We start from the raw sequence: 26,622 nt of genomic DNA, 5'->3' as shown, positions 1-26,622 counted from the left end.
GTGAAAACTATTCTGCTTTGGTTTCAGCGAATAGCAGATGGGGTTGCGGTCATTATGTTGGCCGCAATGTTCCTGATTTTTTGTGCGCAAATATTCTCCCGATATGTCCTTAATGCTCCTATTGGCTGGTCTTCAGAGCTTCTGCTGACACTTTGGCTGTGGGTGATTTTTTGGACGGGCGCATTTTGTTTGCGTAACAAAGATCATATTCGCTTTGATCTTCTTTTTTTAAGTGTTCCGGGAAAGGTACAACGTATTTTTCTTATTTTGTCTGCATTGGGCATCATCATCGGTTTTGGCATCAGCTTTCTGCCGACATGGGACTACATCACTTTCTATAAGATCAAGAAGAGCGCGATCTTAAAATGGCGCCTCGACTATGTATTCAGCATTTACGGGGTATTTCTGGGCGTCATTATTCTCCGCTACGGTATTGCACTGATTCAGTATTTGAATCCGAATTACAAAGTGCAAGACGATGATAAGGACGAGCAGGTGGAAGAATGAGTTTGGCGTTAACACTATGCTTGGTCACTGTGTTGCTTTTGGCTGCATTCGGTACGCCAGTATCATTTTCAATGATCATTGGTGCTATCGTTTATCTCTTGGTGAGCGGTCAAGATTTAGCACTGGCTGGTGAGCAGATTATTCAAGGTTTCTACAACAGCTTTATCCTGTTGGCGGTTCCTCTGTTTATTGCCGCTGCCAATATCATGAATGCGGGCAGTATTACGGATCGACTGCTTCAATTCTGTGTGGCTATGGTGGGGCATTTCCGAGGTGGACTGGGTCACGTGAATATCGTTTCCAGTTTGATTTTTTCGGGTATGTCTGGCTCTGCGGTCGCAGATGCGGCAGGCGTCGGGCGAGTTATCATTAACATGATGACCAAAGATGGACGCTATCCGCCTGCTTATGCCGCTGCGGTGACGGCGGCTTCTGCGACGATAGGTCCTATTATCCCGCCTTCGATCCCGATGGTGATTTATGCCTTGGTGTCGGATACCTCGATTGGCTATTTGTTTATCGCAGGCTTGTTACCGGGTTTATTGATGGGCGCTGTATTGATGGGAATGAACACCTATCTTGCGACCAAAATGAATATTCCTAGAGAGCCTAAAACACCAACGAAAGACATTCCTGGGATAACTTTCCGAGCGTTACCAACACTCTTAATGCCAGGTATTCTGTTGTTTGGTATTTATGGTGGTGTGACGACACCAACGGAAGCAGCAGCAGTCGCAGCAGCGTATGCGTTGATACTGGCGGCAGTCGTTTACCGTTCTATTAGTTTGAAAGAACTGTATGCGGCACTGAAGGAAAGTGCGTTTTCATCAGCATCAGTGGGTTTGGTGATTGGCTCAGCGCTAATCTTCAATTACATCATTGCGACGGAAAATGTGCCAACTTCTATCGCGAATATGATTGAAGCCGCTGATTTATCGCCAATGGCGTTCCTGATCATCGTTAATCTGATTTATCTTGCACTGGGCTTCTTGCTGGATGCGACAACCGTTATTTTGGTTATCGTTCCACTGTTTATTCCTGCGTGTCGTGAGTTAGGTATCGATTTGGTTCATTTTGGCGTGATAACGATTGTGAACCTGATGATCGGGCTGATAACACCGCCTTATGGTGTGCTGTTGTTCGTGATAAATGGAACCACAGGCATACCGTTAGCGGGCATTATTAAACAAGTGATCCCGTTTATTTGTGTATTGCTGGTGGCCTTGGTCATCATGATTTTGACTCCCGACGTGGTGTTGTGGATTCCGCGCCTAATGGGATATCAAGGATAGACACGAACAACGTTTGACGAGTTTGCATTATGTGAACGCAGACAGGCGAGGACCGATTTATGTAAAAGAGAAGGCTATACGCCTTCTCTTTTTGTCGAATGTCTGCCGGATGTGAAACCGAATTGCTTGGGTTGTCATATACCAGCTAAAGATAAGGATTGGAGATCCACCGAGGCTTACTCTATCTTGAGTGATTAACATCCACCCATAAGACAAAAACCAGCCACCCTGGCTGGTTTTTTAACTTCCTCGGTATGTGGAATAGCCATAAGGAGAAACAAGTAAAGGAACATGAAAGTGTTTCGTGGCATCGGATACACCAAATCGGATCACGATGTCATCCAGAAAAGGAATGGGTTCAAGAGGCGTATTCGTCGAACGAAAATAAGCGGCAGTTGAAAAGACAAGCTGGTAAAGACCTGGGGCACAGTCATCATCGATTAGCAGGGGAGCATCTGTTCTGCCATCATCATTGGTCACGGTTGAAACCAGCGGCTGAAGCCCGTCATCACCGATACGGTAGAGTGAGATTTTGATGCCCTTTGCTGGCACACCTCTCGCGGTATCGAGAACATGTGTCGTCAATTTTCCCATGCGTTATCACCTCTGTTTCTTACTTCGACCGAAATACCGAAATCATCTCAATACGTCTATCTCTGTGTCAAAATTCCCTGAAACGGGCGCAGTACATTTGTTCGCGCCATATTAAAAACTTAGCATTCCGTAAGGCATTTTTCTAACGTGTCGCTGAATAAAATGTAAGCAAAAAAGAGCATAACATGTTCGTTTTTGTGTTTTGCTTGTTGACGCACAGATTGGCAAGTCAGTTTATTACGGGAGGTGTGTTTGAGGCATTGAGGCATTGAGGGGTTGGCACAAATTATAGCCAACCCCTGCAACAGTTACGCTGGTTGCAGCGACGCGCGAACCAACGGTTTGTCGTTGATTGGAAGGTGAAGCAGTGCTGCAGCAAGTGCTAGCACAACCGTTGCCCACCAGATTGGCGTATACGAACCATAGAAGTCGTATATACGGCCACCTGCCCACGCACCCAAGAAGCTGCCAATTTGGTGGGTAAAGAACACCAAACCATAGAGGGTAGACATGTAACGCGGGCCGAAGATTTGTCTGACTAGGCCAGAGGTTAACGGCACTGTGCCTAACCAGCAAAAACCGATAGCCGCGCCAAATACGATCGCGGTTTCTGTTGTCAGTGGCAGTGTCACAAACAAAGAAAGCACAACGGCTCGCATCAGATAAAGGCTCGTCATCACATAGCGCTTGTTGAATCGGTCACCCATCACGCCCCAAAAATAGGAGCCAAAAATATTGAATATTCCCACATAAGCCAATGCCATCGCTGCGGTATTGCCCGGTAACCCTTTATCCGCAATGTAGCTAGGCAAGTGGGTGGCAATAAACATCACCTGAAAACCACATACAAAGAAGCCTGCATGGATAAACCAATAGCCCGGATGGCGAAAAGCTTCTGCCAGCGCTTGACGCAAGGTTTGGGTGTCTGCTGTGGTTTGTGATTGCCCCTCACTTGTCGCACTCTTCATGAATACTGAAAAGGCGATGATCACCGTACACAGCACGGCGAATACTTGCATGGCCGTTTGCCAATCGTAGTTTGCCAGCATACTTTGCGCGCCGGGGATCACGGCAAACATGCCGAACGAACCTGCCGCGGTTGTCAGACCAAACGCTTTGGCTGTGTGCTCTGCCGGCACGACTTTCGCCACAGCGCCTAGCACGATGACATAGCTGGTTGCACTCAGACCAAGACCGACTAAAACACCGATAGACAAGAACAAAACGCCAGAGCTGGTGGCGATAGATGTGAGATACAGACCCAGAGCGTAGGCAATACCGCCTAAAGCGACAATGCGTTTAGCGCCGAAGCGATCTGCTGCCATACCGATAAAAGGTTGGAACATGCCAAACATGAGGTTTTGCACGGCAATGGCAAGGCTAAAAAATTCACGTCCTGATTGGAACGTGTCGCTGATCGGCATCATGAAAATGCCGAAAGATTGCCTGATCCCTAGGCTGATAATCAAAATCCCTATCCCCAGCCATACCATTAGTGGGAACCGGAAAATGCTCATAGATGTACCTTAAAATTGAGTATAAAAAGTGGGTGTTAATAAAGTGTTTGATATCAAGGGCGGTTGTTCAGCTTACTCTGGTGATTCCATGTGGTGTCGCTGGTGACAGCCACCATCCACGGCGTAATCTGAGAGCGCACGTTGTAGTGGCGCACAATGATGAACACCGATCAGGGTAATAATCAGCACAGCTAGCCAACGTGTTAACTGGGCGGAAAGTGATTGCGAGTTCATGTCGATCCCAGAGATTGAAAGGCGCGTAGAGTAGTGGCATCAACACTATGAAGCAAATGAATTGAACGCAAAAAGGTCATGCATAAAATGCATGACCTTTTGATACACTTGCCGAGAGTAGTAAATGGAAGATTGAGAGGAGAATAAACTGCTCAGTGAGCGGGGCACCAGGTATAAACCGTATTGATGTCGGTTGCGGGCATTTTTAGGACCTTGTTGCTGCCACGGATCTCGTTTTGTTTTAGCGCCGCATCAATCGTTTTGCTGGCGGGCAGTCCTGCATGAGACAAAATCTGCGAGACAGCGTCTTGCGGCTGTTTGACGAAATCTTCGTAATTGATCGTGATTAAATCGAGATCAAGCTCTTGTACTTCCTGCTTGGTGGTTTGCATTAACTTGTTTAATTGAAAAGCAGTGCCTGCGACGGCATGGTCGCGCAGCATGTCGTATTGCGCCAGCTCCTGCAAAGAGTACGCGCCGCGCCACCAGAGTAAATGTCTGCCTAAATACTCCCATTCTTCCGTCGAAATCATGGAGTGCACTGTGGAGGCGGGATCACGCACGATATTGACGAATTTAGCATCGGGAAAAATGCTGTGCAAAAAGCAGAGTCTGGCGGGGCCAGTAAAACGCAAACCGAGTTGCGCTTTTTGTGAAAGGATTAAGCGTTTCGCCAATACGTCTTTTATGGTTGTAATTTCCATCGGCGTGGCGTGTTTTCCACGCAGAAAACCGCGATCAAAATCAATGTCGTCACGGGTTGATTCGTCCCAAAAAGAAATCGCTTCAGAAGGTACCGGTGAAAACTCTTTCGCAAGGCTTCCAAGAAGAGAAGATGATTGTGCCGCATGGTTTCGCCAACCCGATGCATGGTGAAAGAGTCGATGTTGCCAATCAGATCGTGGGTGTTTTTCAAAGTTCTTATCGAGCCAGCACAGATCGCGATGATGAAAGATGAGATCAGAAATGAAGGTTACCCCAGATCGAGGAGGGCCAACAAAAATCAGCGGTTTATTTAACGCAGATGAGGTGTCGTTCATTCTGATGCTCCTTCAACGGGTTACCTAAGAAGGAGCAATTTAGATGCCAGTGATCTATGCCAGTAGAATCAAGGATTTGTTACTAGATGCTGTGCGGCATGGCAACTTGAGTTGCAAATTGAAAACGCAAATGTCGCAGAAATCGATTATTGCTCAAGCGTTTGATGTTCGACAAAAGCAAACATTGACGCGATGACATAGTCACGATCACCGCCGCCATGTTCTTTGATAGAGCGAATGGCATTATCGACAACCTTATCGCCTGCTTTTTCTCTTAATCGCTCAACTAGCTGGATTAAAAAGTCAGGCGTGAATTCCGGATGGCACTGCATCGTTAGAATGTGGTTCTCTTTTGCTGTTATCGCAAACGGGCAAAATGTGGATCCCGCGATGACACTAAAGTCAGGTGCAGGAGATTGCACCTGATCTTGATGGCATGCGATCAGATTGAGTGCGGTAGGCAGTGAAGACATGGAGCCTTGATCACGGTTCATGCTTTCGATGGGATAAACACCCATCCCCCAGCCTTTGTTTGATTTATCTGCTCGTCCACCAAGTGCTTGGTGAATGAGCTGGTGGCCGAAGCATACGCCGAGCAAAGGGCGTTTTGCTTCATCGCAGCGTCTTACGAATTCACTGACGGCTTTTATCCACGAATCTGGGTCGTAGACTCCCCATTTACTGCCTGTGACAAGCCAGATATCGCAATCGTCAGGGCTATTTGGATACTCTTCTTCAAAGCAGCGAAAGGTCGAATAGCTATTGATCGCGCTATCCTGAAAAAGACGCTTGAACGCATCGTCGTAGTGACCATAAGTTGGAATGGACTCGGGGTAGTGATCGTCACACAACAATATGCCAAGTTTCATAACCTTATCCGTGCTCCTTGCTCGTTATGGCATTCCAATGAATAGTACTCATAGTAGATTAACCATATATTATGTCTTTTGAGTATAAGTTCATGTACGAATTACTAGATATATACTGATTCACTCAATTAATGGTTTCACATTCTAACTATTTGTCATTGATGAGTTTTTTATCTGGTCATTTTCTGAAAGACTAATTTTAACGACTAGGCTGGTTATTTTTTGACTCATTGAATTCAAAAACATGCTCTCTTACACAGATTCAATGTGTTCGGTCTTTTATTGTTAGGTTAAACTCAAGTAAGATGCAGCACAAAGTCGAGCGTCATACTGACGCATGGCGAGCCAAAATCATAGTGGAGAAACAAGCTTGATTAGTGTTTTCCTTGTAGATGATCACGAGCTGGTTCGCACAGGGATACGTCGTCTTCTCGAAGATGAACGTGGTGTAAAAGTGGTAGGGGAAGCCGAAAGCGGTGAGGAAGCAGTCAAGTGGTGTCGTAGTAATCATGCAGACATTATCTTGATGGACATGAACATGCCTGGTATAGGAGGTTTAGAAGCGACACGAAAGCTTCTGCGTTATAACCCCGATGTTAAGATTATTGTTCTAACTATTCATACAGAAAACCCATTTCCGACCAAAGTCATGCAGGCCGGTGCCGCAGGTTACCTGACCAAAGGGGCGGGGGCGAACGAAATGGTGAATGCGATACGCGCGGTGAATAGCGGTCAACGCTATATTTCACCAGAAATCGCACAACAAATGGCATTGAGTCAATTTACACCGGATGCAGAGAACCCTTTTAAGAATCTTTCTGAGCGCGAGCTGCAGATTATGATGATGATTACGAAAGGGCAGAAGGTGACAGATATTTCTGAGCAATTGAACCTTAGCCCCAAAACAGTTAACAGCTACCGGTACCGCTTGTTCAGCAAGTTAGCTATTAATGGTGATGTTGAACTGACCCATTTGGCAATTCGCCATGGTATGCTAGATACAGAAGCTCTCTAACCAAAACTGTTCGCTGTGTTTGATGCCAAAAATTTCTTAAAAACCGTCTCTGACAAACCGGGCGTCTATCGCATGATGGATGCTTCCGGAGAGATCATTTACGTCGGTAAAGCAAAGTCGCTGAAAAAGCGACTTTCTAGCTACTTTCGCACAAATGTGGTGGGGGAGAAAACGCGTGCATTGGTGAAAAATATCACCAATGTAGAAGTTACGATCACTCACAGCGAAACCGAAGCGCTCATTCTTGAGCATAATCTCATCAAGCAGCACTTGCCGCGATACAACGTATTGCTGCGTGATGATAAGTCATATCCTTATATTTTCCTGTCTGCCAGCAAGCATCCTCGCTTGTCGATTCACCGTGGTGCGAAAAAGCGAAAAGGTGAATATTTTGGTCCGTTTCCTGATGCGGGCGCGGTAAGACAAAGCCTTTACCTTCTCCAGAAAATATTTCCTGTTCGCCAATGTGAAGACTCGGTGTATGCCAACCGTTCACGACCTTGCTTGATGTATCAAATTGGGCGATGTGCAGGACCTTGCGTGAGTGGCATTATTTCCGATGACGACTACGCAGAGTTGGTCAACTTCACGCGCTTATTTTTGCAAGGCAAAGACCAACAGGTTTTCTCTACGCTGGTGGAAAAAATGGAGCTGGCCAGCAAAGAGTTGGCGTTTGAAAAAGCCGCCCAATACCGAGATCAAATTCAGGCGCTTCGTCGTGTTCAGGAACAACAATTTGTTTCTCAAAACAGTGAAGATGACTTGGATGCGATTGGCGTGTCTATTGAGAATGGCATTGCGTGTATCCACGTGTTGTTTTTGCGCCAAGGTAAAGTGCTTGGCAGCCGTAGCTATTTTCCGAAAATGCCCGCCAATACTGATATCAATGAACTGGTGTCGAGTTTCGTTAGTCAGTTTTATTTTAATCAAGCAGAAGGGCGCACTATTCCTACCAGCATTTTGATAGGGCAGGATTTAGGTGACGAGATAGAATCCCTTGCCACTGCCTTGTCGGAGATCGCAGGTCGAAAAGTGCATTTGCAGAGCAAGCCTCGAGGTGCGCGCGCACGTTTTTTGAAGCTAGCACAAACCAATGCCGCCACGGCGTTAACGACTAAGATCAACCAGAAGATGACGATACATAATCGTTTCTCCGTGCTGGCGGATGCGCTAGATCTTGAACCGATCAAACGGATGGAATGTTTTGATATCAGCCACACCATGGGTGAGCAGACAGTGGCATCTTGCGTGGTATTTAATCAAGACGGCCCAGTAAAACCAGAATATCGTCGTTATAACATCACCGGTATCACGGGTGGCGATGATTATGCTGCTATGGCGCAGGTGCTTGAGCGTCGTTACAGTAAGCAAACCGATCCTGACAAAATCCCAGACATCATTCTTATTGATGGTGGTAAAGGGCAGCTGAATAAAGCGTGGGAGGTCGTTAGACCGCTTCTAGATGATTGGCCAAGGCATCCGCTACTGTTAGGGGTCGCAAAAGGCACCACACGCCGCCCTGGGCTCGAGACGTTGATAAAAGTTAGCGGCGAAGAGTTTTCTATGCCGTCGGATTCGCCCGCACTGCACCTGATTCAGCATATTCGCGACGAAAGTCATAACCATGCGATTTCTGGGCACAGAGCCAAGCGCGCGAAAGTGCGAAAAAGCAGTGTGTTGCAAGAAATCGAAGGTGTTGGGCCGAAGCGTCGACAAGCGTTGCTTAAATACTTGGGCGGAATTCAGGAACTTAAGCGAGCATCTGTTGAAGAAATAGCCAAAGTACCAGGAATTAGCCGAGTTTTGGCAGAGAAAATTCATTCCTCATTGCAACAGCAGTGACTTTCAAGCACCATAACGCCGACACTCACAAATTATTACAAGTATGCGACTGAATATCCCCATTATCCTGACTCTACTACGCATCGCATTAATTCCCGTTTTTGTTGTCGCGTTTTACTTACCCTATGAGTGGTCGGCGTTTGCTGCTGCACTTATTTTTGTTATCGCGGGCTTCACTGATTGGCTTGATGGCTTTCTGGCGAGAACGCTCAACCAAACCACGCGGTTTGGTGCGTTTCTTGACCCTGTTGCAGACAAGGTGATGGTGGCGATTGCATTGGTCCTTATTGCAGAGCATTACCATTCGTTCTGGGTGACAATTCCTGCTGCGACTATGATTGCGCGAGAAGTGATCATTTCAGCATTGCGAGAATGGATGGCAGAGCTGGGTAAACGCGCTAGCGTTGCAGTTTCGTGGGTGGGTAAATTCAAGACAGCAGCTCAAATGTTTGCGCTGACCATGCTGCTTTGGCATGACAATGAAATCATTACCTATATTGGTTACGCAGCACTGTATGTTGCAACGGGTTTGACGTATTGGTCGATGTATCAGTATTTACTGGCGGCGAAAGATGATCTGTTGAACGCAGATTAACAGCGCATTTAGAACTAAACCGAGATTCAATAAGAAAGGCCGCATGATGATGCGGCTTTTTTTGTATGAACCTAGAACCTAGAACCTAGAACCAAGAACGTAAAGCAGACTATCTCGATCCATATTAATGATGCTTTGGAAACGACAGAGCAAATGCGGCGCCTTGAAGATCTGATGTGCTGACAGTGATTGAGCCTTCATAGCTTTGGACAATGTCATCACACACGGCAAGACCAATACCTGTGCCTGGATTCAATTGATCAGCACGCACGCCGCGCTGAAAGATGGAATCGCGGAACGCATCAGCTACGCCAGGGCCATCATCTTCGATGATCAGCAGATAACTGTCAGAGGTTTCCACCGTTCGAATACGAACTTGGCTGATGCAATATCGAAATGCATTCTCCAATAAGTTACCCAGTAATTCAGTCAGATCGTCTTTGTTCAGTGGCAGGGAAGGTAACCCTGTAAACTCAGTCGTAACAGTGACAGATTTGTCATTATAGATTTTGATGAACATGCCCGTCAGGCTATCAACTTGAGGTTGTAATAAAGTACTTTCTCGCACGAGACCTTGTTGACCTAACAAGGCACGTTTTAGTTGATACTGCACCATGTCATCCATTTGGCTGACTTGTTCGACGATGCGTTTACTCATCACATCACGTGCTAGTGTAGAGTCATCCAAAAGCGCATTGGTGGCCGCTAGGCGACTTTTTAAACTGTGTGCAAGATCATCCATGGCATGGCGATAACGAAGCGTTTGCTCTTTGCGAAGTGTGATCATTCGGTTTAGCGCTTCCGTCACGTCTTCAAGTTCAGAGGGGTAATCTTGGTCGAGTTTTTCCCGTCGAGACTCTGCAATTTCATTGAGTTCATCAGCGAGTTTACGCAGTGGGCTGAAGCTCCAGTAGGATGCCGCATAAAGTAAACCCGTTGCACCTATAAACAGCAAGGCAACATAAAGCCAAGTTTTACGTTTTAGCGCTGACAAGCTGTTAAGTTGTGTCGAGACTTCCCGCAGTAAAAAGAAGTGTTTGCTGTCGTTGTAGGTTGCATCTGAGATGAAATGGACCACATAAGGCTTGTCGCGATAGGTGATAAGATCGGGCTCACCCATTTCATAAGGGATATGGGCGCAGATATCGCCCATGCCGTCGCGTTTTGCTTCCGATGACATCCAGAACATGCGTTGGTCTTTTTCGCAGATAAATGCAAGATAATTTGAGTTAGCATCCTTTGCTAACAACGTATCTGATGGATCGTCTTTATCGAGATCTAAAATTCTATCTCGTCGTAATTCACTAAAAATATTAGGGACGGCGGAGACTAAATCGGCGGAATAGATCGCAATATAGCTATTGATGTAGAGTTGATTGAGCAACAATCCAAACGCCAAAGAAAACACCAGAATAATAGCGATTGACGTAGAAATGACCCGTTTATGGATCGGTGGTGTTATTTTGGTGGCCATATATCCGAGTATCCTCAAGATGTTTGTTTAACACGCGCCGCTTTATGTTGTGTGACGGTTAGTTGACCTGCACTTCAAAAATGTACCCTTGACCACGAATGGTGGAAATGGGGTTGTCTTGTCCTGCTTGTGTTAGCTTCTTGCGCAAACGACTCATCATGACTTCAATGGTATTTGGGTCGCCTTCTTGATCTTGATAAAGTACGTCAAGCAGTCGCTGCTTAGAAACCACTTGACGGTTATGGCGGACAAGATATTCGAGTAAATCATATTCGAAGGCCGTCAAGTCGAGTGGATTGTTGTCGACGGTCACTTTCTTTGCCAGTAGATCCACCACGATTTTATCTGCTTTGATTTCCGGTTTGATAAAGCCTGCGCTGCGACGAACGAGGGCGTTCAAGCGAGCAACCAGTTCTTCTTTTTGGAATGGTTTAACCAAATAGTCGTCACCACCTGCATCCAATGCAGAGACTTTGTCTTGCCAGTTAGCACGAGCGGTGAGCACGAGAATGGGCATACGAATACCTGCATGGCGAATGTCTTTGATGAGACTAACACCATCACGGTCAGGTAAACCTAGGTCGACAATCGCAATATCGTTCGGATAGTCTTTGGCCATATAGAGGCCTTCGGTGGCAGTAGCGGCGCAATGTGCTTGATTGCCAAGCGCTTGCAGTTCTGTTTTCAGGTGATGACTCAACAAGGGGTCATCTTCGACAATCAGGATTCGCATAACGAGGCACCTTTTTTATTCGCGGCAAAACGAAGCATGGAAATGCCGTTTGTCGTTTTGCTCTAGAGCTATATTTGGCAACAGATTAAGGGTCAGCAGGGAAATGCGTGAGAATTGATAGCCGACCCAGCGAACAGTGTAACGCTGTTCGCTGAATCTGAGCTGACTCGCAGGCTGAGAATGCGAGCGAATTAGGTGAGTATGACGAGCAGGGTACCTGCAAATGTCAGTAGAACGTTCGCAATGGCATAAGTGCCAGCATAGCCTAGTGCAGGAATGGTACTGCGAGCATGTTGGTTGATCATGTCCATCGCAGGTGCGCAGGTACGCGCACCGATGATCGCCCCGAACAACAAAGCACGGTTCATTTTTAGGATATAGGCGCCTACAAGATAGGCGAGAATCACTGGAATAACACTGATGGCCAATGCGCCTAACATAATGGTGAAACCCATTTGTTGGAGGTATTCCCAAAGGTTGCCACCCGCGCTTAGGCCCACGCCGACCATGAAGGTCATCAGGCCAAGCTCTTTCACCATGTTGATTGCACCTTGCGGCACATAACCAAAGGTTGGGTGGTTGGCACGAAGGAAGCCAAGCAAAATACCTGCGATAAGTAAGCCTGACGCATTACCCAGACCTAGTGTCATTTGGCCGAAAGTCATCGTGACTAGACCGAAAATCAAACCGAATATGAAAAACGAGCAGAACGCCAGCATGTCCGAAACCTGGCTATGAATAGAGATAAAGCCGATTCGCTCCGCTAAACCCAATACGCGTCGTTTTTCTCCACTGACCTGCAATACATCACCTTTTGATAGCAAAATATTGTGGTCCATGGGCATTTCAATTTGTGCGCGTACGACACGGTTTAAGAAGCAGCCGTATTCTGACAGATTCAGATCTGACAGGCGTTTGCCGATGATGGCGTCATTTTTCACCACAATCTCTTCTTCCACTACGCGAAGGTCGAGCAAGTCTCGGTCGAATACCTCTTTGCCGTTTCGGAAAGAAGGATCAAGACGTGCGTGGCTATCGGGGTAGCCCACTAGCGCGATTTCATCACCTTCTTGCAAAATGGCATCACCATCAGGGTTGGCCAATATGCCATTGCGGCGAATGCGTTCGATGTAACAACCTGTTTGGCGGTAAATGCCGAGTTCACGCAAGTTACGCCCATCGACCCAGTTAATGAGTTCGGGGCCGACACGGTAGGCGCGAATAATAGGCAAATAGACTTTACGCTGTGACGAGCCCCCCAAACCACGTTCCATGGCGATTTGTTGCGCTGAATGTTCGAGGTTTTCTTTTTGCAATTTCGGCATTAGGTTGGCAAGCACGATGAGGCTAACCAAACCCACCAAATAGGCCAAGGCATAGCCAACACTTAGGTTATCAATCATGGCGGCTATTTCTTGCGGTGAGTAATTTACCCCTGCAAGTCCGGCATTCAGTGCGTCTTTTGCGCCAACTAAAACGGGTGTTGCTGTCAACGCCCCTGCCATCATGCCTGTTGCGATACTGCTGTCTAAACCGAATTGATAACGCATCAATAAGGTGATGCCTACCGACGCGATCAATACCGTCAGAGCGAGGACTAAATAGGATTTACCGTCACGGAAGAAGATCCCGAAAAAGTTCGGCCCCGCTTCAATGCCCACGCAAAAGATAAACAGCATAAAGCCGATATTCAGTGCTTCAGGGCTAAAAGAGAAACCTGCATGCCCAAAGCTAAGTGCGGTGACCAGCACGCCAATAGAGTTTCCAAATTGAAAGCTACCGATTCGGATTTTTCCGATGCCAAGGCCAATCGCCAGTACGACGAATAGGAGGAGTATATCGTTTTGAACGAGCAGGTTGTTGACGTCTATGTTCACTGAACCATTATCCGCAGCGGGAGGAAGGGGGATTTCTTGGCGGGCATTATACGCATTTGCCATCAAATGTAATTTAAAGTTGTGAGAAAAATGGCATTTTATTTCAGGTGCTTGTCAGAACTAGAACTGAAAAGTGTGAGGTGAAAGAGGTTTGTCGCTATTTCGCTGATTTTGAACAACAAAAAGCCAGCGCGTGGCTGGCTTTTGAAAGCGATATAGCGGAGCATTTTGAGGTTGCTCAGCCAGAAGCGCGTCGATTGATTAGTCGTACAAGCCTAGGTTTGCTTTTGCGTAGGCTTCGAACTCAGTAAAGCCGCCGACGTGATCTTGGTCTACGAAAATCTGTGGCACTGTATCAACAGGTTTACCGACGGTTTGCTCTAGGTCGGCCTTGCTGATGCCTTCCGCGTGGATATCAACATAGCGGTAGTTGAAATCATCACGTTCTTCTTTCAATTTGTCTGCCAGATCTTTCGCGCGCACACAGAATGGGCAACCAGGACGACCAAAAATAACTACGAACATAATCTACGATCCTATTATTTATAAACTTTTAGTGATGGTGCCAAACACATCCATGCGGCTTCATCATCTGACTTGTGCAAACTATGCCTGATGCGATTGTAAGATAAAAGAAGGTTTTAACTTTTATTCCAATCGGAGAAAGCTATCAATGAAATTTTGACCATTCGATGGCGAGAAACACGCAGGTATACGTAAACAAGCATCTTGAGGTTGCGTGTTTGGGTATAGTAAGGACCGAACCGGATGAGAATAATACCTACCCTAATGATAAGGATGAGAACATGAATGCTGCCATAGAGACGCTTTTAGCCCATCGTTCGATTCGTCAATTTGAGATCACGCCAATTTCAGATGAACAGCGTTGCACGATTATTGACTGTGCGCGTGCAGCATCGACATCGAGTTTCATTCAGTGCACCAGCATCATTCGAGTCGTAGATAAAGAGAAACGTCGCTTGCTTGCTGAGTATGCAGGCAATCAAGCCTATGTGATGGAGGCGGCTGAATTCTTTGTTTTCTGTGCGGATTACAATCGCCACTTACAGATAAAGCCGGATGCCAAAGTCGGATTTGCGGAGCAAATGTTAATCGGGGCGGTAGATGCTGCGCTAATGGCGCAAAATGCATTGGTTGCTGCAGAGTCGATGGGGTTGGGAGGCGTATATATTGGTGGGCTTCGTAATAATCCTGACAAAGTCAGTGATCTTCTTAAACTTCCTGAACAAGTCGTCCCTTTGTTTGGTTTGTGTTTAGGTTATCCGGCGCAAGACCCAGAAGTTAAACCCCGTTTGCCTGTTGATTTGATGGTCCACGAAGATAAATATCAGCCGATGGATAAAACACGCTTAGCCGAATACGACGACGTGGTTCGTGAATACTATTCAACGCGCACAGGTGGCAATAGAACGATGAGCTGGAGTGAACAGATTTCAGCTACGCTGGACAAAGAATCGCGCCCATTTATGCGTGATTTTTTACACAGTAAAGGCTTCGCCGTTAAGTAGTCATTTTGCTTGTTACGACACGGTAACTTTATGTGCGAATGGCATTAACATGTGTCAGGGTGTAACAAAATATTTTTCATGTAAATTTAATTATAACAATAGCTTATTGCTATTTCACCCGTCGTAATAAAGCTGTCTATGTTACATTTCTTGTCTACTTCTTCATCATTCGAAAATCTTTTTTCGCGTTAAATAAAAGTAGATTTTGATCACGTTATGAATCCCTGTTAGACTCCGCGCGCTTTGGTTGTTCTCACTCGATTTGAGAAATGCCAAAAATAATTTATGGAATTGAACCGTTTTTAGCCGTATGTCTTTATTAGTCATAGCGTTAACACGGTTTGGTTGTTGTTATAGGTGACGCAGTTAGGTCTTGGAACTTGGGTTTTTCCAGCGACACCTTTTAGTCGTGATTTTATTGAGTTGTAACATGAAAAAACTGAACAAAGCTACGGGCGTTCTTGCTGCCGGTTTCTTTATCAATATGTGTATTGGTATTCTGTACGCATGGTCTGTTTTCAAACAGTCTTTGGTAGAGCAGGGTTGGTCAAACGCCGATGCATCAATGCCTTACACCGTTGCAACCATCTGTTTCGCCATTTCTTTGTTGGTAGCGGGTAACCTTCAAGACCGTATGGGTCCACGTAAAGTGTTGATCTTGGGTGTTGTTATGGTTGGTATCGGCATGATCGTTTCTAGCTTTGCTACCACGCCAATGACGCTACTGCTGAGCTTTGGTGTTATCACAGGTTGTGGTATCGGCTTCGGTTACGCGTGTCTTGCTCCTGCTGCAATGAAGTGGTTCCACCCTTCGAAGAAAGGTCTGGTTAATGGCCTGATTGCTGCGGGTTTTGGTTTGGCTGCGGTTTACCTTGCGCCACTGACATCGACTCTGATCACTCACTACGGTGTTAACACCAGTTTCTTGATCCTCGGTGTGGGTATTTTGGTTCTTGCTGTGCCATTGGCTTGCACTATTAACAACCCACCTGCGGATTACACCCCAGAAGCACCTGCTGGCTACGTGGCTAAGAAAGGCGCGGGTGATATGAACGTAGGTTGGCGTGAGATGGTTAAGACGCCACAGTTTTACTCACTGTGGCTGATGTACGCATTGGCGTCTTCTGCGGGTCTGATGGTCATTGGTAACATTACCTCTATCGCGATCAACCAATCTGATTTGACGCAAGTCGCCTTCCTAGTTGTTGTTCTGGCTATCTTTAACTCTGGTGGCCGTGTTGCAGCAGGTATCTTGTCTGACAAAATCGGCGGTCTAAAAACCCTGATGCTGGCCTTCATCATGCAAGGCATCAACATGATGATGTTTGCAACCTACAACACTGAGTTCACCCTGATGGTTGGCGCTGCTGTTGCCGGTGTTGGTTACGGTACGCTTCTGGCGGTATTCCCATCTATCACTGCTGATTACTACGGTTTGAAAAACTACGGTGGTAACTATGGCGTGCTTTACACCGCTTGGGGTGTGAGTGGCTTCATTGGTCCTGTTGTTGCTGCAACTGCAGTAGACATGACCGGTAACTACGTGATGGCTTACACTGTTTGTGCAGTTATGCTGGGTGTTGCGGTTGTTCTGTCAGTTATCACTAAACCAGTGAAAGCGACGGAAACACAAGAACAGCAAGTTGCCGCGTAACGGCAGACAGTAATACGTTTCGAAGAACCCGCTCATTGAGCGGGTTTTTTAATGGCTGAAGAATGTCTCATTGACCAAGAACTTCGCGTCTTTCCCCCTCAACACTTGATTGTCCCCTCTAACCTTTTTCTTATGCGTTCTCCCCATTTCCAGCATTTTGTCAGTATTTAGAAGGGTTGAATTTATGGTCAGACCAGTGTTCGATTCTAATATTGTGTTCCACCCATGAGAATTAATGAGACATGATAAATACCTACATTCTTTAGTGTAATTGAACGCCGTTCTATATAGACATCAGTAAGTCACTGAAAATAAAACAGTGTTCATTAAGAGTGGTTAGACCTGTCGGTTTTTTGTATGTTTTTTTAGATACGCCTGAATAGAAAACAGCGTTTGATTGTTGATCCCGCATTGGCTAGGTTGTGTTCACCACCGAATACCAGGAGGGTATTAACATGCATTCAGTGGATTCAACCTGTGTGAACAGTGAGCGTGAACAAATAGACAAGATTCAGGCGGGGCATCCCTTAGCCCGCAATTACTTTGACCAGCTGGTCGCTTGCTATTTGTCACCATTACATCGTCGATGCATGGCTTGGTTGGGGTGTCCTTATGATGCGGATGACGTATTGCAGGAAACCTTAGTGCGGAGTTACCGCTACATCCATGCCTACCGCGGCGAAGCAGCATTCAGAAGCTGGCTATATGCAATTGCAGACAACCAGTGCAGAAGCTATTTAAAAAAGCGCGCGACTCATGCACAGCGCTTTGTCTCTGACGAGACACAAGAAGAAGCGGGCAGTGAAGAAAAATGTCCGGTCACAACAGAAGATGGCATTTCACATACGGTGAAATCGTTAGCGAAAACGGCGCAGGAAATTCTTGTGCTCCGGTTTGAGCATGACTTGTCGTTGGAAGAGATCAGCAATGTATTGGGGCTGGGGTTAAGCGCAACGAAAATGCGTTTATACCGAGCGATTGATGCGGCTGAGAAACATGTGGTGAGAGAAGAGGGGCTGCTCGCGATTGCGTGAGAGTAGATTTATACCCGAGTCACCTCAACATGCGGGTGATTCTGTATATCGAGGTCACTCAGGTATATAAAGCGAAGGACATTAAACGTTTACCATTAATAAAAGAAAACCGCCAAATTGGCGGTTTTCTTATTTCAGTCAGCCTAGCGATATGCGCGTGGCAGATCTGAGAGTGTTAGCAAATCACTTTAATGGCTAGACCGCCTTGAGACGTTTCGCGGTATTTCGCGTTCATGTCTTTGCCGGTTTCCAGCATGGTCTCAATAACCTTGTCCAAAGAAACACGAGGCTCAGACGAGCGGCGAAGCGCCATACGCGTTGAGTTGATCGCTTTCATTGCAGCAATGCCATTACGTTCGATGCAAGGAACCTGTACCTGACCAGCGACAGGGTCACACGTGAGACCAAGGTTGTGTTCCATGCCGATTTCAGCAGCAATACACACCTGTTGTGCGCTACCGCCCATCAGTTCAGCAAGACCGGCTGCAGCCATAGAACAAGCAACACCCACTTCACCCTGACAACCAACTTCCGCACCTGAAATAGACGCGTTTTGCTTGTAAAGGCCACCAATCGCGCCAGTTACTGCAAAGTAGCGAATATATTCACGTGGGCCAACGTTCTGGATGAACTTGTCGTAGTACGCCAAAACCGCAGGGATGATGCCACATGCGCCGTTTGTTGGTGCTGTGACTACGCGACCGCCCGCTGCATTTTCTTCGTTAACTGCAAACGCGAACATGTTTACCCAGTCAATCACTGCCATCGGATCGTTTGAGAATTTCTCAGACGAGATAAGCTGTTGACGCAACGCTGCAGCTCGACGTGGAACGCGCAGAGGGCCAGGTAGAACACCTTCGTTGCTCATGCCGCGATCTAAACACTCGCGCATGGTGCGCCAAATGTTACCGAAATAGGTTTGGATCTCTTCTTCAGAGTGCATGGCGTGCATGTTAGCCATGACAACGGCACTGATCGACAATCCGGTTTCTTTACAATGACTCAGCAGTTCTTCAGCGCTGTTGAAATCGTAAGGGACTTTGATTTTGTTAGCGTCTTCTTTGCCAAAGTTTTCTTCATCAACGATGAAACCACCGCCGATAGAGTAATACGTTTTGGTGTAGATCTTCTCTTCGCCGTTCCACGCATGAATTTGCATGCCGTTTTCGTGCAATGGCAAATTGGTGTTGTGGAAGTTCATGCCACCATTACGTGGGAAATCCACCGTATGGCAATGCATGCCAACGGGCATACGCTCGGTTTCTTCAACGCGTGCGATAAAGCCCGGAATGCTATCGATATCTACATGTTCAGGGGTGTTACCCGCCAAACCCATGATGATCGCGACATCGGTATGGTGACCTTTACCTGTAAGAGAGAGTGAGCCATAGACATCAACGGTGATTTTGGTCGTGTCACGGAGCATTTCTTTGCTACGCAAATCGTCGATGAAAGATTTGCCGGCTTTCATTGGGCCGACAGTGTGAGAGCTTGAAGGGCCTACACCGATCTTGAAGATGTCAAAAACGCTGATCATTAGTCATACCTCAGTCAATGCCCGCGTTTTACATAAAGCGAACATTTGGATTTAGTTTTTCGTTTATCCATCCATGGAGGCGACGTAAATCAGTACCGTAGGAGAAGTCTGGGGTTACTGATTTAGAAAGCAAAAAGAGCAAGATGCGTGAAAAGCATCCTGCTCTATAATTCGTGGCTATTCTACACGATTTATTACGATACGAAACTGTACATAATCGCTGAAATTGCTACTAGACCCATGAAGGTCACGAAGATGTTGCTCGCCTTACCACCGTACTTCTGCATCGCGGGTACTTTCTTGATTGCGTACATCGGCATGATGAACAGAATCGTTGCGATGATTGGGCCACCCAGTGACTCGATCATGCCCAGAATGCTTGGGTTGATGGTTGCTACAATCCAGCTAGTGATGATAACGAACGTCACGGTGAACATGTCGATTTTCTTCAAGTTAACTGTTTTGTTGCGTGAACGCAGTTGCTTGATGATTAGACCGTTCAGACCTTCACGTGCACCCATGTAGTGACCGAAGAAAGAAGAGACGATAGCAACGAACGCAACAACAGGACCCAAGTAAGAAATGAATGGGCTGTCGTGCTTGTTCGCAAGGTATGACAGAACCGCCAAGTTTTGCGCTTTTGCTTCTGCAAGGTCAGCAGGCGTTAGGCTGAGTACGCAAGAGAACACGAACAGCATAACGAAGCCAAGCAACATACCAGACGTGCGAATCAGGATTTGTTTCGCTTTACGTTCTGCGTCGTCACCGTAGTTGCGCGTTTGTGCCATAGAGAATGCAGAGATTGCAGGGCTGTGGTTAAACGCGAAGACCAATACAGGAATAGAAATCCAGATCGTGGTCCAGAAATCGGCCACAGTAGGTACTTGCTGCAGTGCAGACATGTTCCAATCAGGGATAAGGTAAACAGACATGAACAGTAGGATGGTCACTAGCGGGTAAACCAAGAACTGAGTCACTTTCAACATCAGTTTCTCACCAGCCAGCATGACAGACATCATGCCAAGGATAAGAACAATTGAAAGTACAGCGCGTGGAAGTGATTCCATGCCTAGCTGGTTAACCATGAAAGAGTCAACCGTGTTGGTAATACCAACGCCGTAAATCAGAACGATTGGGTAAATCGCGAAAAAGTATAGCAAAGTGATGAGTTTACCCGCTGTCGCGCCGAAGTGCTCTTCAACCACTTCAGTAATGTCGCTACCTGGTTTTTTAGATGACAGTACAAAACGTGCCAAACCACGGTGAGCCAGATAAGTCATAGGACCTACCAGAACAGCGAGAGCAACCAGGGGCCAGAATCCGTTTAAGCCTGCATTGATTGGAAGAAAGAGGATACCTGCACCTACAGCTGTTCCGAACAGCGATAGCATCCAAGTTGTGTCTTGCGCTGACCACTTCATTTTGTCTGCGCTGGAAGTTACGGTGGAGTGAGTATTCATCAATTAGTCACCAAAATAATACGGAACGGATCTGAATCTGATGCGTATTATTTACATTTTTGCATACGATAAAGTGATGAAGATCACTTTTTGTGGCAATAATAATTCGTGCGACGAATTTAATTGTTCTGACGCCTTCGTCAATTTTTATGGTTTAAAAACTATGTTTAAACACCCTAAAAATAGTTTATAAAATAAAAATTAGTTTAGGGAAAGTTGCCGGCTGAGCGAATGAAGTATTTGTGCGGTAACGCCCCAAATCAGGTGTTCTTGGTAGCTCATGGCATAGATGTCGTAGGTATTTCCGCGAACGAGAAAGGGTTGCTTGCGGATGGCTTTTCGTCTCAAAAATTGAGCGAGTGGAACTTCAAAGAGCGTATCGACTTCGTTGGAATCGATGATGGGGGAGTAAGAAGGATCAACAAATGCGATAACCGGTGTGACGAGATACCCACTGACGGTAGGTAATGACGCCAAACAGCCGAGAAGATCATCACGATTTGTGCAGACACCGATCTCTTCTTCCATTTCTCTGATCGCCGTTTCGACGATGTCTTGGTCTGAATTTTCGACTTTGCCGCCAGGGAAACTAATTTGGCCGGGGTGATGCTTCAAATGCGTGGCGCGCTTGGTTAGCAAGACATGCAATTCACCGTTTCTCTCTGCCAGCGCAATCATCACGGCTGCAGGGCGTAACTCACTCCCTACCTGGCGTTTCATGGCGTCGGTAGCGCGTTGTATCACGCGCTCGTCGTAATTGTGGCTGGGGCTGAGGCTAAAGCGTTGAACCAGCCAGTTTCGAGAAAGGGGTCGCATGGGGCTTTGGCGCGTCTGAGGCGCCAAAATAGCAGATTGATTCAACGTGTTTGTGCTGTTCATCCTTGCTGCATTTTCCATGCGTACTTCCTAGGTGCTTGCAATACTGTGTTTGCCAATACTGTGTATGAAGGCTGCGTATGGGAAGACCATACTGACGAAAGCTATTTTACTTAGACAAGGTCGGCAGTATTTTGCTGAGTTTGTCTAATGTTTCTTGAAATTCCGATGCGGCTTCACTGTCTGCAACAACGCCACCGCCTGCCCATGCATAGATACGTTGTTTATGACAAACAAGCGTGCGAATCGTGATGCTTGTGTCCATCGTGCCGCAACGGCTGATATATCCCATGCTGCCACAATAAATGCTTCGACGGTGAGGTTCGAGTTCTTCAATGATTTCCATTGCTCTGACCTTTGGTGCGCCGGTAATGGAACCGCCAGGGAAGCACGCGCGGAGCAAATCCGTGGCATGTTTTCCTTCCGAGAGCGTTCCCGTTACTGTACTGACCATGTGGTGAACGGCTGGGAATGTCTCAATATTAAAAAGTTTAGGCACATTTACTGAACCTGGCGAGGCAACACGGCCAATATCATTACGAAGCAGGTCCACGATCATCAGGTTTTCTGCGCGATCTTTCTCTGCATGTTGTAAGCAGTGGATGTTATCTGCATCTACTTTTGGATCGTCGCTTCGAGGACGCGTGCCTTTAATCGGTTTGGTTTCGATGGCTTGGTCATGCAGTTGCAAGAAACGTTCTGGCGACACAGAAAGAATGGCGCTGTCTTCCATGCGCATAAACCCAGAAAATGGCGCCCCATTAATGTGGGCAAGACGCTGATACGCTTCCCATTCGCTGCCAAGATAAGGGGCTTCAAAACGTTGTGCTAAGTTAATTTGATAGCAGTCCCCGGATGTGAGGTATGCCTGTACGCAATTGAACTTCTCGGTATAGCTTTGCGGCGTCATGTTCGCTTGCCATTGGCCTTCAAGCGTAAAGTCTTGTTGCTCAGGCGCACATTGTTTATTCAGCCAAACCAAACGCTGCTCACCTTCAGGCTGAATGACAACCATTTTCTTTTCCTGATGATCAGCAATGATCGCCCAATCATAAATGCCGATTGCTAGATCGGGGATATCGATATCCCGCATGGCTAATGCTGGCAGTGTTTCGACCTGACGCCCTAAATCGTAACTGAAATACCCTAACGCGCCGCCTAAGAAAGGCCAAGGGGCGATATGGTCAAGTTTCGGAAGCAGTGCTGTTTGCAGTGCGTGAAGTTCTTCAAACGGATCTGTCTCGCTGGCAGATGTTCGTCCATCACGATAGCGAATTAGGTTAATGCCGTTTTCGTTGCACAAAGTGGCAATGGGATCGGCAACGAGAATGTCGAATCGATTGTCGGGGTGTGACTGCGCAGCAGATTGCAGCAGCATGGCCCAAGGCAAATGTTCGATTCGAGAAAATAAGGACGTGAGCGCTGACGGAGAGTACTCAAGAAACTGCAAAGAGATAGGCGTTCGTCTGGATTCTGTCATTTTCGTGTTTTTGTGATCGGCATTGATGCGTCAATTGGCGCTGATTGGGTCGTAAGAGTATCATATTCGCGGGGTTTATACTCAAGCCGCCAACAGGCAGTTTTTGCATTTAGCACAACGTGGAAAGCAAAACACACGAACGGTTTCGGGCATGATGCCTGTCTATCATGTGTTTGACACATACAAAGATACAGTTAGGTCGCTCCCCCAAAAGCGGCCTACGCTTTGACTATAAGAACGCTTTACTGGAAGCTCTGTTTAGCCCGCACCAATAAGCGAGCAGGCAGCGCCAAGGAATCATAACAATGAAAGAGGCAACTATGACCGTCATTCGTAAGGAAGACGTTATCGACAGTGTCGCTGACGCCCTGCAGTACATTTCTTACTATCACCCTATCGATTTTGTTCAAGCCCTTGAAAAGGCCTACAACAAAGAGCAAAGCCAAGCAGCTAAAGACGCCATCGCGCAAATTCTTATTAACTCTCGTATGTCTGCCGAGGGCAAACGCCCGATTTGTCAGGATACGGGGATCGTCACCTGCTTTGTGAACATTGGTATGAATGTTCAGTGGGAAGGCGACATGACCGTGCAGCAAATGGTCGATGAAGGTGTACGCCGCGCTTACAACAATTCCGATAACCCTCTGCGTGCGTCTGTGGTTGCTGACCCTGCAGGCAAACGTCTTAATACTAAAGACAATACGCCAGCGGTTGTGCACATCAATATGGTGCCAGGCAACACGGTAGAAATTCAAATTGCAGCCAAGGGCGGCGGTTCAGAAAACAAAACCAAAATGGTAATGCTGAACCCTTCTGACGATGTAGCGGCGTGGGTAGAAAAAACGCTGCCAACCATGGGGGCGGGTTGGTGTCCACCGGGTATGCTGGGTATAGGCATTGGCGGTACGGCTGAGAAAGCGGCAGTACTGGCGAAAGAATCGTTGATGGAACACATCGACATTCAAGAGCTTATCGATCGCGGCCCGCAAAATGCGGAAGAAGAACTTCGTTTAGATATTTTTGACCGTGTAAATCGACTCGGTATTGGCGCACAAGGCCTTGGTGGCTTGACCACCGTGGTTGATGTGAAGATCAAAACCGCCCCGACCCATGCGGCGTCTAAACCCGTTTGTTTGATCCCGAACTGTGCGGCAACGCGCCACGTGCATTTCACCCTTGACGGCTCAGGCCCTGCGGAATTGGTGCCACCAAAGCTAGAAGAATGGCCAGAAGTGACATGGGAAGTGGGCGAAAATGTTCGTCGGGTGAACCTAGACAATATCACCAAAGATGACATCCAAGAGTGGAAAACCGGCGAAACTGTGCTTCTGTCTGGCAAGATCTTAACCGGTCGCGATGCCGCGCATAAACGTATTCAAGAAATGTTGAACAACGGTGAAGGCCTGCCAGAAGGTGTGGACTTCAACGGTCGCTTCATCTATTACGTTGGTCCTGTTGATGCTGTGGGCGACGAAGCGGTAGGCCCTGCAGGCCCAACAACCTCAACGCGCATGGATAAGTTCACCGAGATGATGCTAGGTGACACAGGCCTAATGGGCATGATCGGTAAAGCCGAGCGCGGCCCTGCGACGGTTGAATCTATCAAGCAGCATAAAGCGGTGTATTTGATGGCAGTTGGTGGTGCGGCTTATTTGGTTGCTAAGGCAATCAAAAAAGCGCGCGTAGTCGCGTTTGAAGACTTGGGAATGGAAGCCATTTACGAGTTTGACGTGGAAGACATGCCAGTGACCGTGGCGGTTGATTCGCGCGGAGACAACGCGCACCAAATTGGCCCGGATACATGGAAAGTAAAAATCGCCGAAATGGACGGTTAACGCCATCAATATTTAGTGTCAAAGCCGCAGCGAGTGTTGCGGCTTCTTTCTATTATAAATACCTGTCAATGCAAAGGCTTACTGAGTCAACATTTAACAGCGCGTCTCATATTCAAGACTTCCCCTGCAAAAATACTTTCCTGTGCTCCATTCTTACTCACATGGCGATAACATTATTACATTGTCTAACTACCCATTACTGAAGGTCTATTCAGGGGCGGTAGCGTGGCAAAATATAGGGCTATATACGAGAGAGTGGGCTGGTCACACCCTGCGCACCGTTCTGTAGAATATGCGTATAGATTTGTGTGGTTCGCACATCAGAATGACCTAGTTGGGCTTGGACAGTACGAATATCTGCCCCTGATTGCAGTAAGTGTGTCGCGAATGAGTGGCGCAATGTGTGTGGCGTGACATGTTTTTTTATGTCAGCCAATTTTGTGGTTGTTCGTACGGCTCGTTGCACCTGCTTTTCGTCAATGTGATGGCGGCGAACGAGACCACTTTCAGGGTCTTCGCTGAGATTTTGGGACGGGAACAGGTATTGCCATGGCAATGCTCGGGATTGGGTTTGGTATTTTTCTCGAAGCCTGTGTGGCATCCATACGCCGGAGAAACGCGGATTGTTATTATCTAGGTTCAACACATAATCGACGTGTTGAATTTGAGCACGAAGGGCATTGAATAGCTCGGGGGCGAGTGTGACGACACGGTTCTTGCCGCCTTTACCATCGATAACTTTGATGCAGCGAAAATCAAAATCAACGTCTTTTACGCGCAGACGCACCGCTTCCATCAGGCGTAAACCGCTGCCATACATGAGCGAGCAGGCGAGATGGTGCGTGGGCGGGCAGCAATCTAAAAAGCGTTTTATTTCACTGTGTGTGAGCACTTCAGGAAGCTTTTGCTTTTTTTGGCTTGAAACGAAATTCAGCTTTAGTGACAGTGGGCTATCAAGAATTTCTTTGTAAAGAAAGGCCAAGGCGTTTAGAGCCAGCGCTTGTGTGTTTGCCGCTACATCTTTTTTGTTCACGAGATCATTGAGGAACTCTTCGACTTCTTTATCGCCCATTGTTGAAGGGTGACGCATTTGATGAAACCGGATGTAAGTTGAGATCCAATGAAGGTACGCTTGTATGGTCCGCTTCGCGTAGCGTTGAACATACATTTTCTCGCTTATCATTTGAAGAAAGGGGGACGTCATTGTTGTTTTACTGCCTTTTGGATACTGTGAATGCATCCAGTTTAGCTAATGACGGTGCATAATATTCACCGACGCCGTTTTGGGGTGTTTCCTCTTGCGAACTTTGAGATGTGCGCAATAAGGTTTTTGAAAACAATATGTTGCTCACTAAGAAAAAGTGGGCATCCGTTATTATGGGACATGTTGGGGTGTTTAAATGCACCACTTTGATGTCTATTAAAATGTTATACGCTGTAATTTTACTTACATGTAAGCAGCGACTTTGAGCGCCAAACCACAGTGGTTTTCTCAACAAAAAAGCGGTTTGGTTTTGGATCGCCGCTTACCATTGAAAGTGTTGCAAACAAGCCATCAGTGGCCAGAAAAGATCAAGCATCCCAAGGGCTGCTTGCAAAGGCAAAAGGCGAGGTTCGGCTATTCAAAC

The 26,622-nt window shown here is 46.9% G+C and carries 23 protein-coding genes; 9 read left to right on the top strand and 14 right to left on the bottom strand.

Annotated features, from left to right (window positions below):
• Both ACED36_RS14965 and ACED36_RS14960 read left to right on the top strand, forming a co-directional pair.
• Entirely contained in the window at positions 1-507 is a 507-nt protein-coding gene (locus ACED36_RS14965; RefSeq protein ID WP_016958069.1) for a TRAP transporter small permease, read from the top strand.
• Positions 504-1,799: a TRAP transporter large permease gene (locus tag ACED36_RS14960; RefSeq protein ID WP_016958068.1), complete on the top strand. Its 1,296-nt coding sequence runs from the start codon at positions 504-506 to the stop codon at positions 1,797-1,799. Before ACED36_RS14965 ends, ACED36_RS14960 begins: the two co-directional genes overlap by 4 nt.
• Before the next feature lie 240 nt (positions 1,800-2,039).
• Here the strand turns inward: ACED36_RS14960 and uraH are convergent, their stop codons facing one another.
• The 5 genes from uraH to ACED36_RS14935 form a co-directional block, all read right to left on the bottom strand.
• Positions 2,040-2,393, bottom strand: coding sequence for a hydroxyisourate hydrolase (gene uraH / locus ACED36_RS14955; protein WP_371733499.1), 354 nt, complete (start codon positions 2,391-2,393; stop codon positions 2,040-2,042).
• Positions 2,394-2,701: 308 nt separating this feature from the next.
• Positions 2,702-3,910 carry an MFS transporter gene (locus ACED36_RS14950; protein WP_017002977.1) on the bottom strand — a complete coding sequence of 403 codons (1,209 nt, stop codon included), beginning with the start codon at positions 3,908-3,910 and terminating at the stop codon, positions 2,702-2,704.
• Between the two features lie 72 nt (positions 3,911-3,982).
• Positions 3,983-4,144: a hypothetical protein gene (locus ACED36_RS14945; RefSeq protein WP_016958065.1), complete on the bottom strand. Its 162-nt coding sequence runs from the start codon at positions 4,142-4,144 to the stop codon at positions 3,983-3,985.
• Between the two features lie 152 nt (positions 4,145-4,296).
• Positions 4,297-5,184: a sulfotransferase gene (locus ACED36_RS14940; protein ID WP_017002976.1), complete on the bottom strand. Its 888-nt coding sequence runs from the start codon at positions 5,182-5,184 to the stop codon at positions 4,297-4,299.
• 146 nt (positions 5,185-5,330) lie between these two features.
• Positions 5,331-6,053 (bottom strand): glutamine amidotransferase, encoded by a 723-nt coding sequence (locus ACED36_RS14935; RefSeq protein WP_371733498.1) that lies wholly within the window; start codon positions 6,051-6,053, stop codon positions 5,331-5,333.
• 370 nt (positions 6,054-6,423) lie between these two features.
• Between ACED36_RS14935 and uvrY the strand changes: the two genes are divergently transcribed.
• The 3 genes from uvrY to pgsA are packed head-to-tail and all read left to right on the top strand — an operon-like array spanning position 6,424 to position 9,505.
• Positions 6,424-7,068, top strand: coding sequence for a UvrY/SirA/GacA family response regulator transcription factor (gene uvrY / locus ACED36_RS14930; RefSeq protein ID WP_026023806.1), 645 nt, complete (start codon positions 6,424-6,426; stop codon positions 7,066-7,068).
• 6 nt (positions 7,069-7,074) lie between these two features.
• Positions 7,075-8,910 (top strand): excinuclease ABC subunit UvrC, encoded by a 1,836-nt coding sequence (gene uvrC / locus ACED36_RS14925; protein ID WP_277814531.1) that lies wholly within the window; start codon positions 7,075-7,077, stop codon positions 8,908-8,910.
• A gap of 43 nt (positions 8,911-8,953) precedes the next feature.
• Entirely contained in the window at positions 8,954-9,505 is a 552-nt protein-coding gene (pgsA, locus tag ACED36_RS14920; protein WP_016958060.1) for a CDP-diacylglycerol--glycerol-3-phosphate 3-phosphatidyltransferase, read from the top strand.
• Between the two features lie 124 nt (positions 9,506-9,629).
• Here the strand turns inward: pgsA and ACED36_RS14915 are convergent, their stop codons facing one another.
• The 4 genes from ACED36_RS14915 to ACED36_RS14900 form a co-directional block, all read right to left on the bottom strand.
• The gene (locus tag ACED36_RS14915) at positions 9,630-10,979 is read right to left on the bottom strand and encodes an ATP-binding protein (protein ID WP_371733497.1); all 1,350 of its coding nucleotides are present in this window, start codon (positions 10,977-10,979) and stop codon (positions 9,630-9,632) included.
• Between the two features lie 58 nt (positions 10,980-11,037).
• Entirely contained in the window at positions 11,038-11,712 is a 675-nt protein-coding gene (locus tag ACED36_RS14910) for a response regulator (protein WP_371733496.1), read from the bottom strand.
• Positions 11,713-11,903: 191 nt separating this feature from the next.
• On the bottom strand, positions 11,904-13,589 hold the full coding sequence (locus ACED36_RS14905) for an aspartate:alanine antiporter (RefSeq protein ID WP_026023805.1): 1,686 nt from the start codon (positions 13,587-13,589) through the stop codon (positions 11,904-11,906).
• 261 nt (positions 13,590-13,850) lie between these two features.
• Positions 13,851-14,114, bottom strand: a complete 264-nt coding sequence (locus ACED36_RS14900; protein ID WP_016958056.1) for a GrxA family glutaredoxin — start codon at positions 14,112-14,114, stop codon at positions 13,851-13,853.
• 281 nt (positions 14,115-14,395) lie between these two features.
• On the opposite strand from ACED36_RS14900, the gene nfsA reads away from it, so the two are divergent.
• The 3 genes from nfsA to ACED36_RS14885 all read left to right on the top strand — a co-directional run bounded on the left by nfsA (position 14,396) and on the right by ACED36_RS14885 (position 17,806).
• Complete coding sequence (nfsA, locus tag ACED36_RS14895) at positions 14,396-15,118, top strand: oxygen-insensitive NADPH nitroreductase (RefSeq protein ID WP_371733495.1); 723 nt, start codon at positions 14,396-14,398, stop codon at positions 15,116-15,118.
• Between the two features lie 430 nt (positions 15,119-15,548).
• The gene (locus ACED36_RS14890; protein ID WP_017006653.1) at positions 15,549-16,772 is read left to right on the top strand and encodes an OFA family MFS transporter; all 1,224 of its coding nucleotides are present in this window, start codon (positions 15,549-15,551) and stop codon (positions 16,770-16,772) included.
• A gap of 455 nt (positions 16,773-17,227) precedes the next feature.
• Positions 17,228-17,806 (top strand): RNA polymerase sigma factor, encoded by a 579-nt coding sequence (locus ACED36_RS14885; RefSeq protein WP_016958053.1) that lies wholly within the window; start codon positions 17,228-17,230, stop codon positions 17,804-17,806.
• Between the two features lie 175 nt (positions 17,807-17,981).
• On the opposite strand, the gene ACED36_RS14880 is transcribed toward ACED36_RS14885, so the two are convergent.
• The 4 genes from ACED36_RS14880 to pabB all read right to left on the bottom strand — a co-directional run bounded on the left by ACED36_RS14880 (position 17,982) and on the right by pabB (position 23,159).
• Positions 17,982-19,343: an L-serine ammonia-lyase gene (locus tag ACED36_RS14880; protein ID WP_017007571.1), complete on the bottom strand. Its 1,362-nt coding sequence runs from the start codon at positions 19,341-19,343 to the stop codon at positions 17,982-17,984.
• A 194-nt stretch (positions 19,344-19,537) separates the two neighbouring features.
• Positions 19,538-20,803, bottom strand: a complete 1,266-nt coding sequence (locus ACED36_RS14875; RefSeq protein ID WP_017007570.1) for an HAAAP family serine/threonine permease — start codon at positions 20,801-20,803, stop codon at positions 19,538-19,540.
• A 201-nt stretch (positions 20,804-21,004) separates the two neighbouring features.
• Entirely contained in the window at positions 21,005-21,700 is a 696-nt protein-coding gene (locus tag ACED36_RS14870) for a CoA pyrophosphatase (RefSeq protein ID WP_371733494.1), read from the bottom strand.
• A gap of 88 nt (positions 21,701-21,788) precedes the next feature.
• Positions 21,789-23,159 (bottom strand): aminodeoxychorismate synthase component I, encoded by a 1,371-nt coding sequence (gene pabB, locus ACED36_RS14865; RefSeq protein WP_371733493.1) that lies wholly within the window; start codon positions 23,157-23,159, stop codon positions 21,789-21,791.
• 320 nt (positions 23,160-23,479) lie between these two features.
• Here pabB and ACED36_RS14860 point away from each other — a divergent pair, with 320 nt between their 5' ends.
• On the top strand, positions 23,480-24,994 hold the full coding sequence (locus ACED36_RS14860; RefSeq protein ID WP_029486122.1) for a fumarate hydratase: 1,515 nt from the start codon (positions 23,480-23,482) through the stop codon (positions 24,992-24,994).
• A 241-nt stretch (positions 24,995-25,235) separates the two neighbouring features.
• Here ACED36_RS14860 and ACED36_RS14855 read toward each other — a convergent pair whose 3' ends face one another.
• A complete protein-coding gene (locus ACED36_RS14855; protein ID WP_029486120.1) occupies positions 25,236-26,198 on the bottom strand; it encodes an integron integrase in 963 nt (320 codons plus the stop codon).
• Between the last annotated feature and the right edge of the window lie 424 nt (positions 26,199-26,622).

The organism is Enterovibrio sp. FF113 (assembly GCF_041439165.1).
GTDB lineage: Bacteria > Pseudomonadota > Gammaproteobacteria > Enterobacterales > Vibrionaceae > Enterovibrio > Enterovibrio norvegicus_A.
Note: the sequence above shows the minus strand (reverse complement) of the source record. Positions and strands in the feature narration are given on the sequence as shown.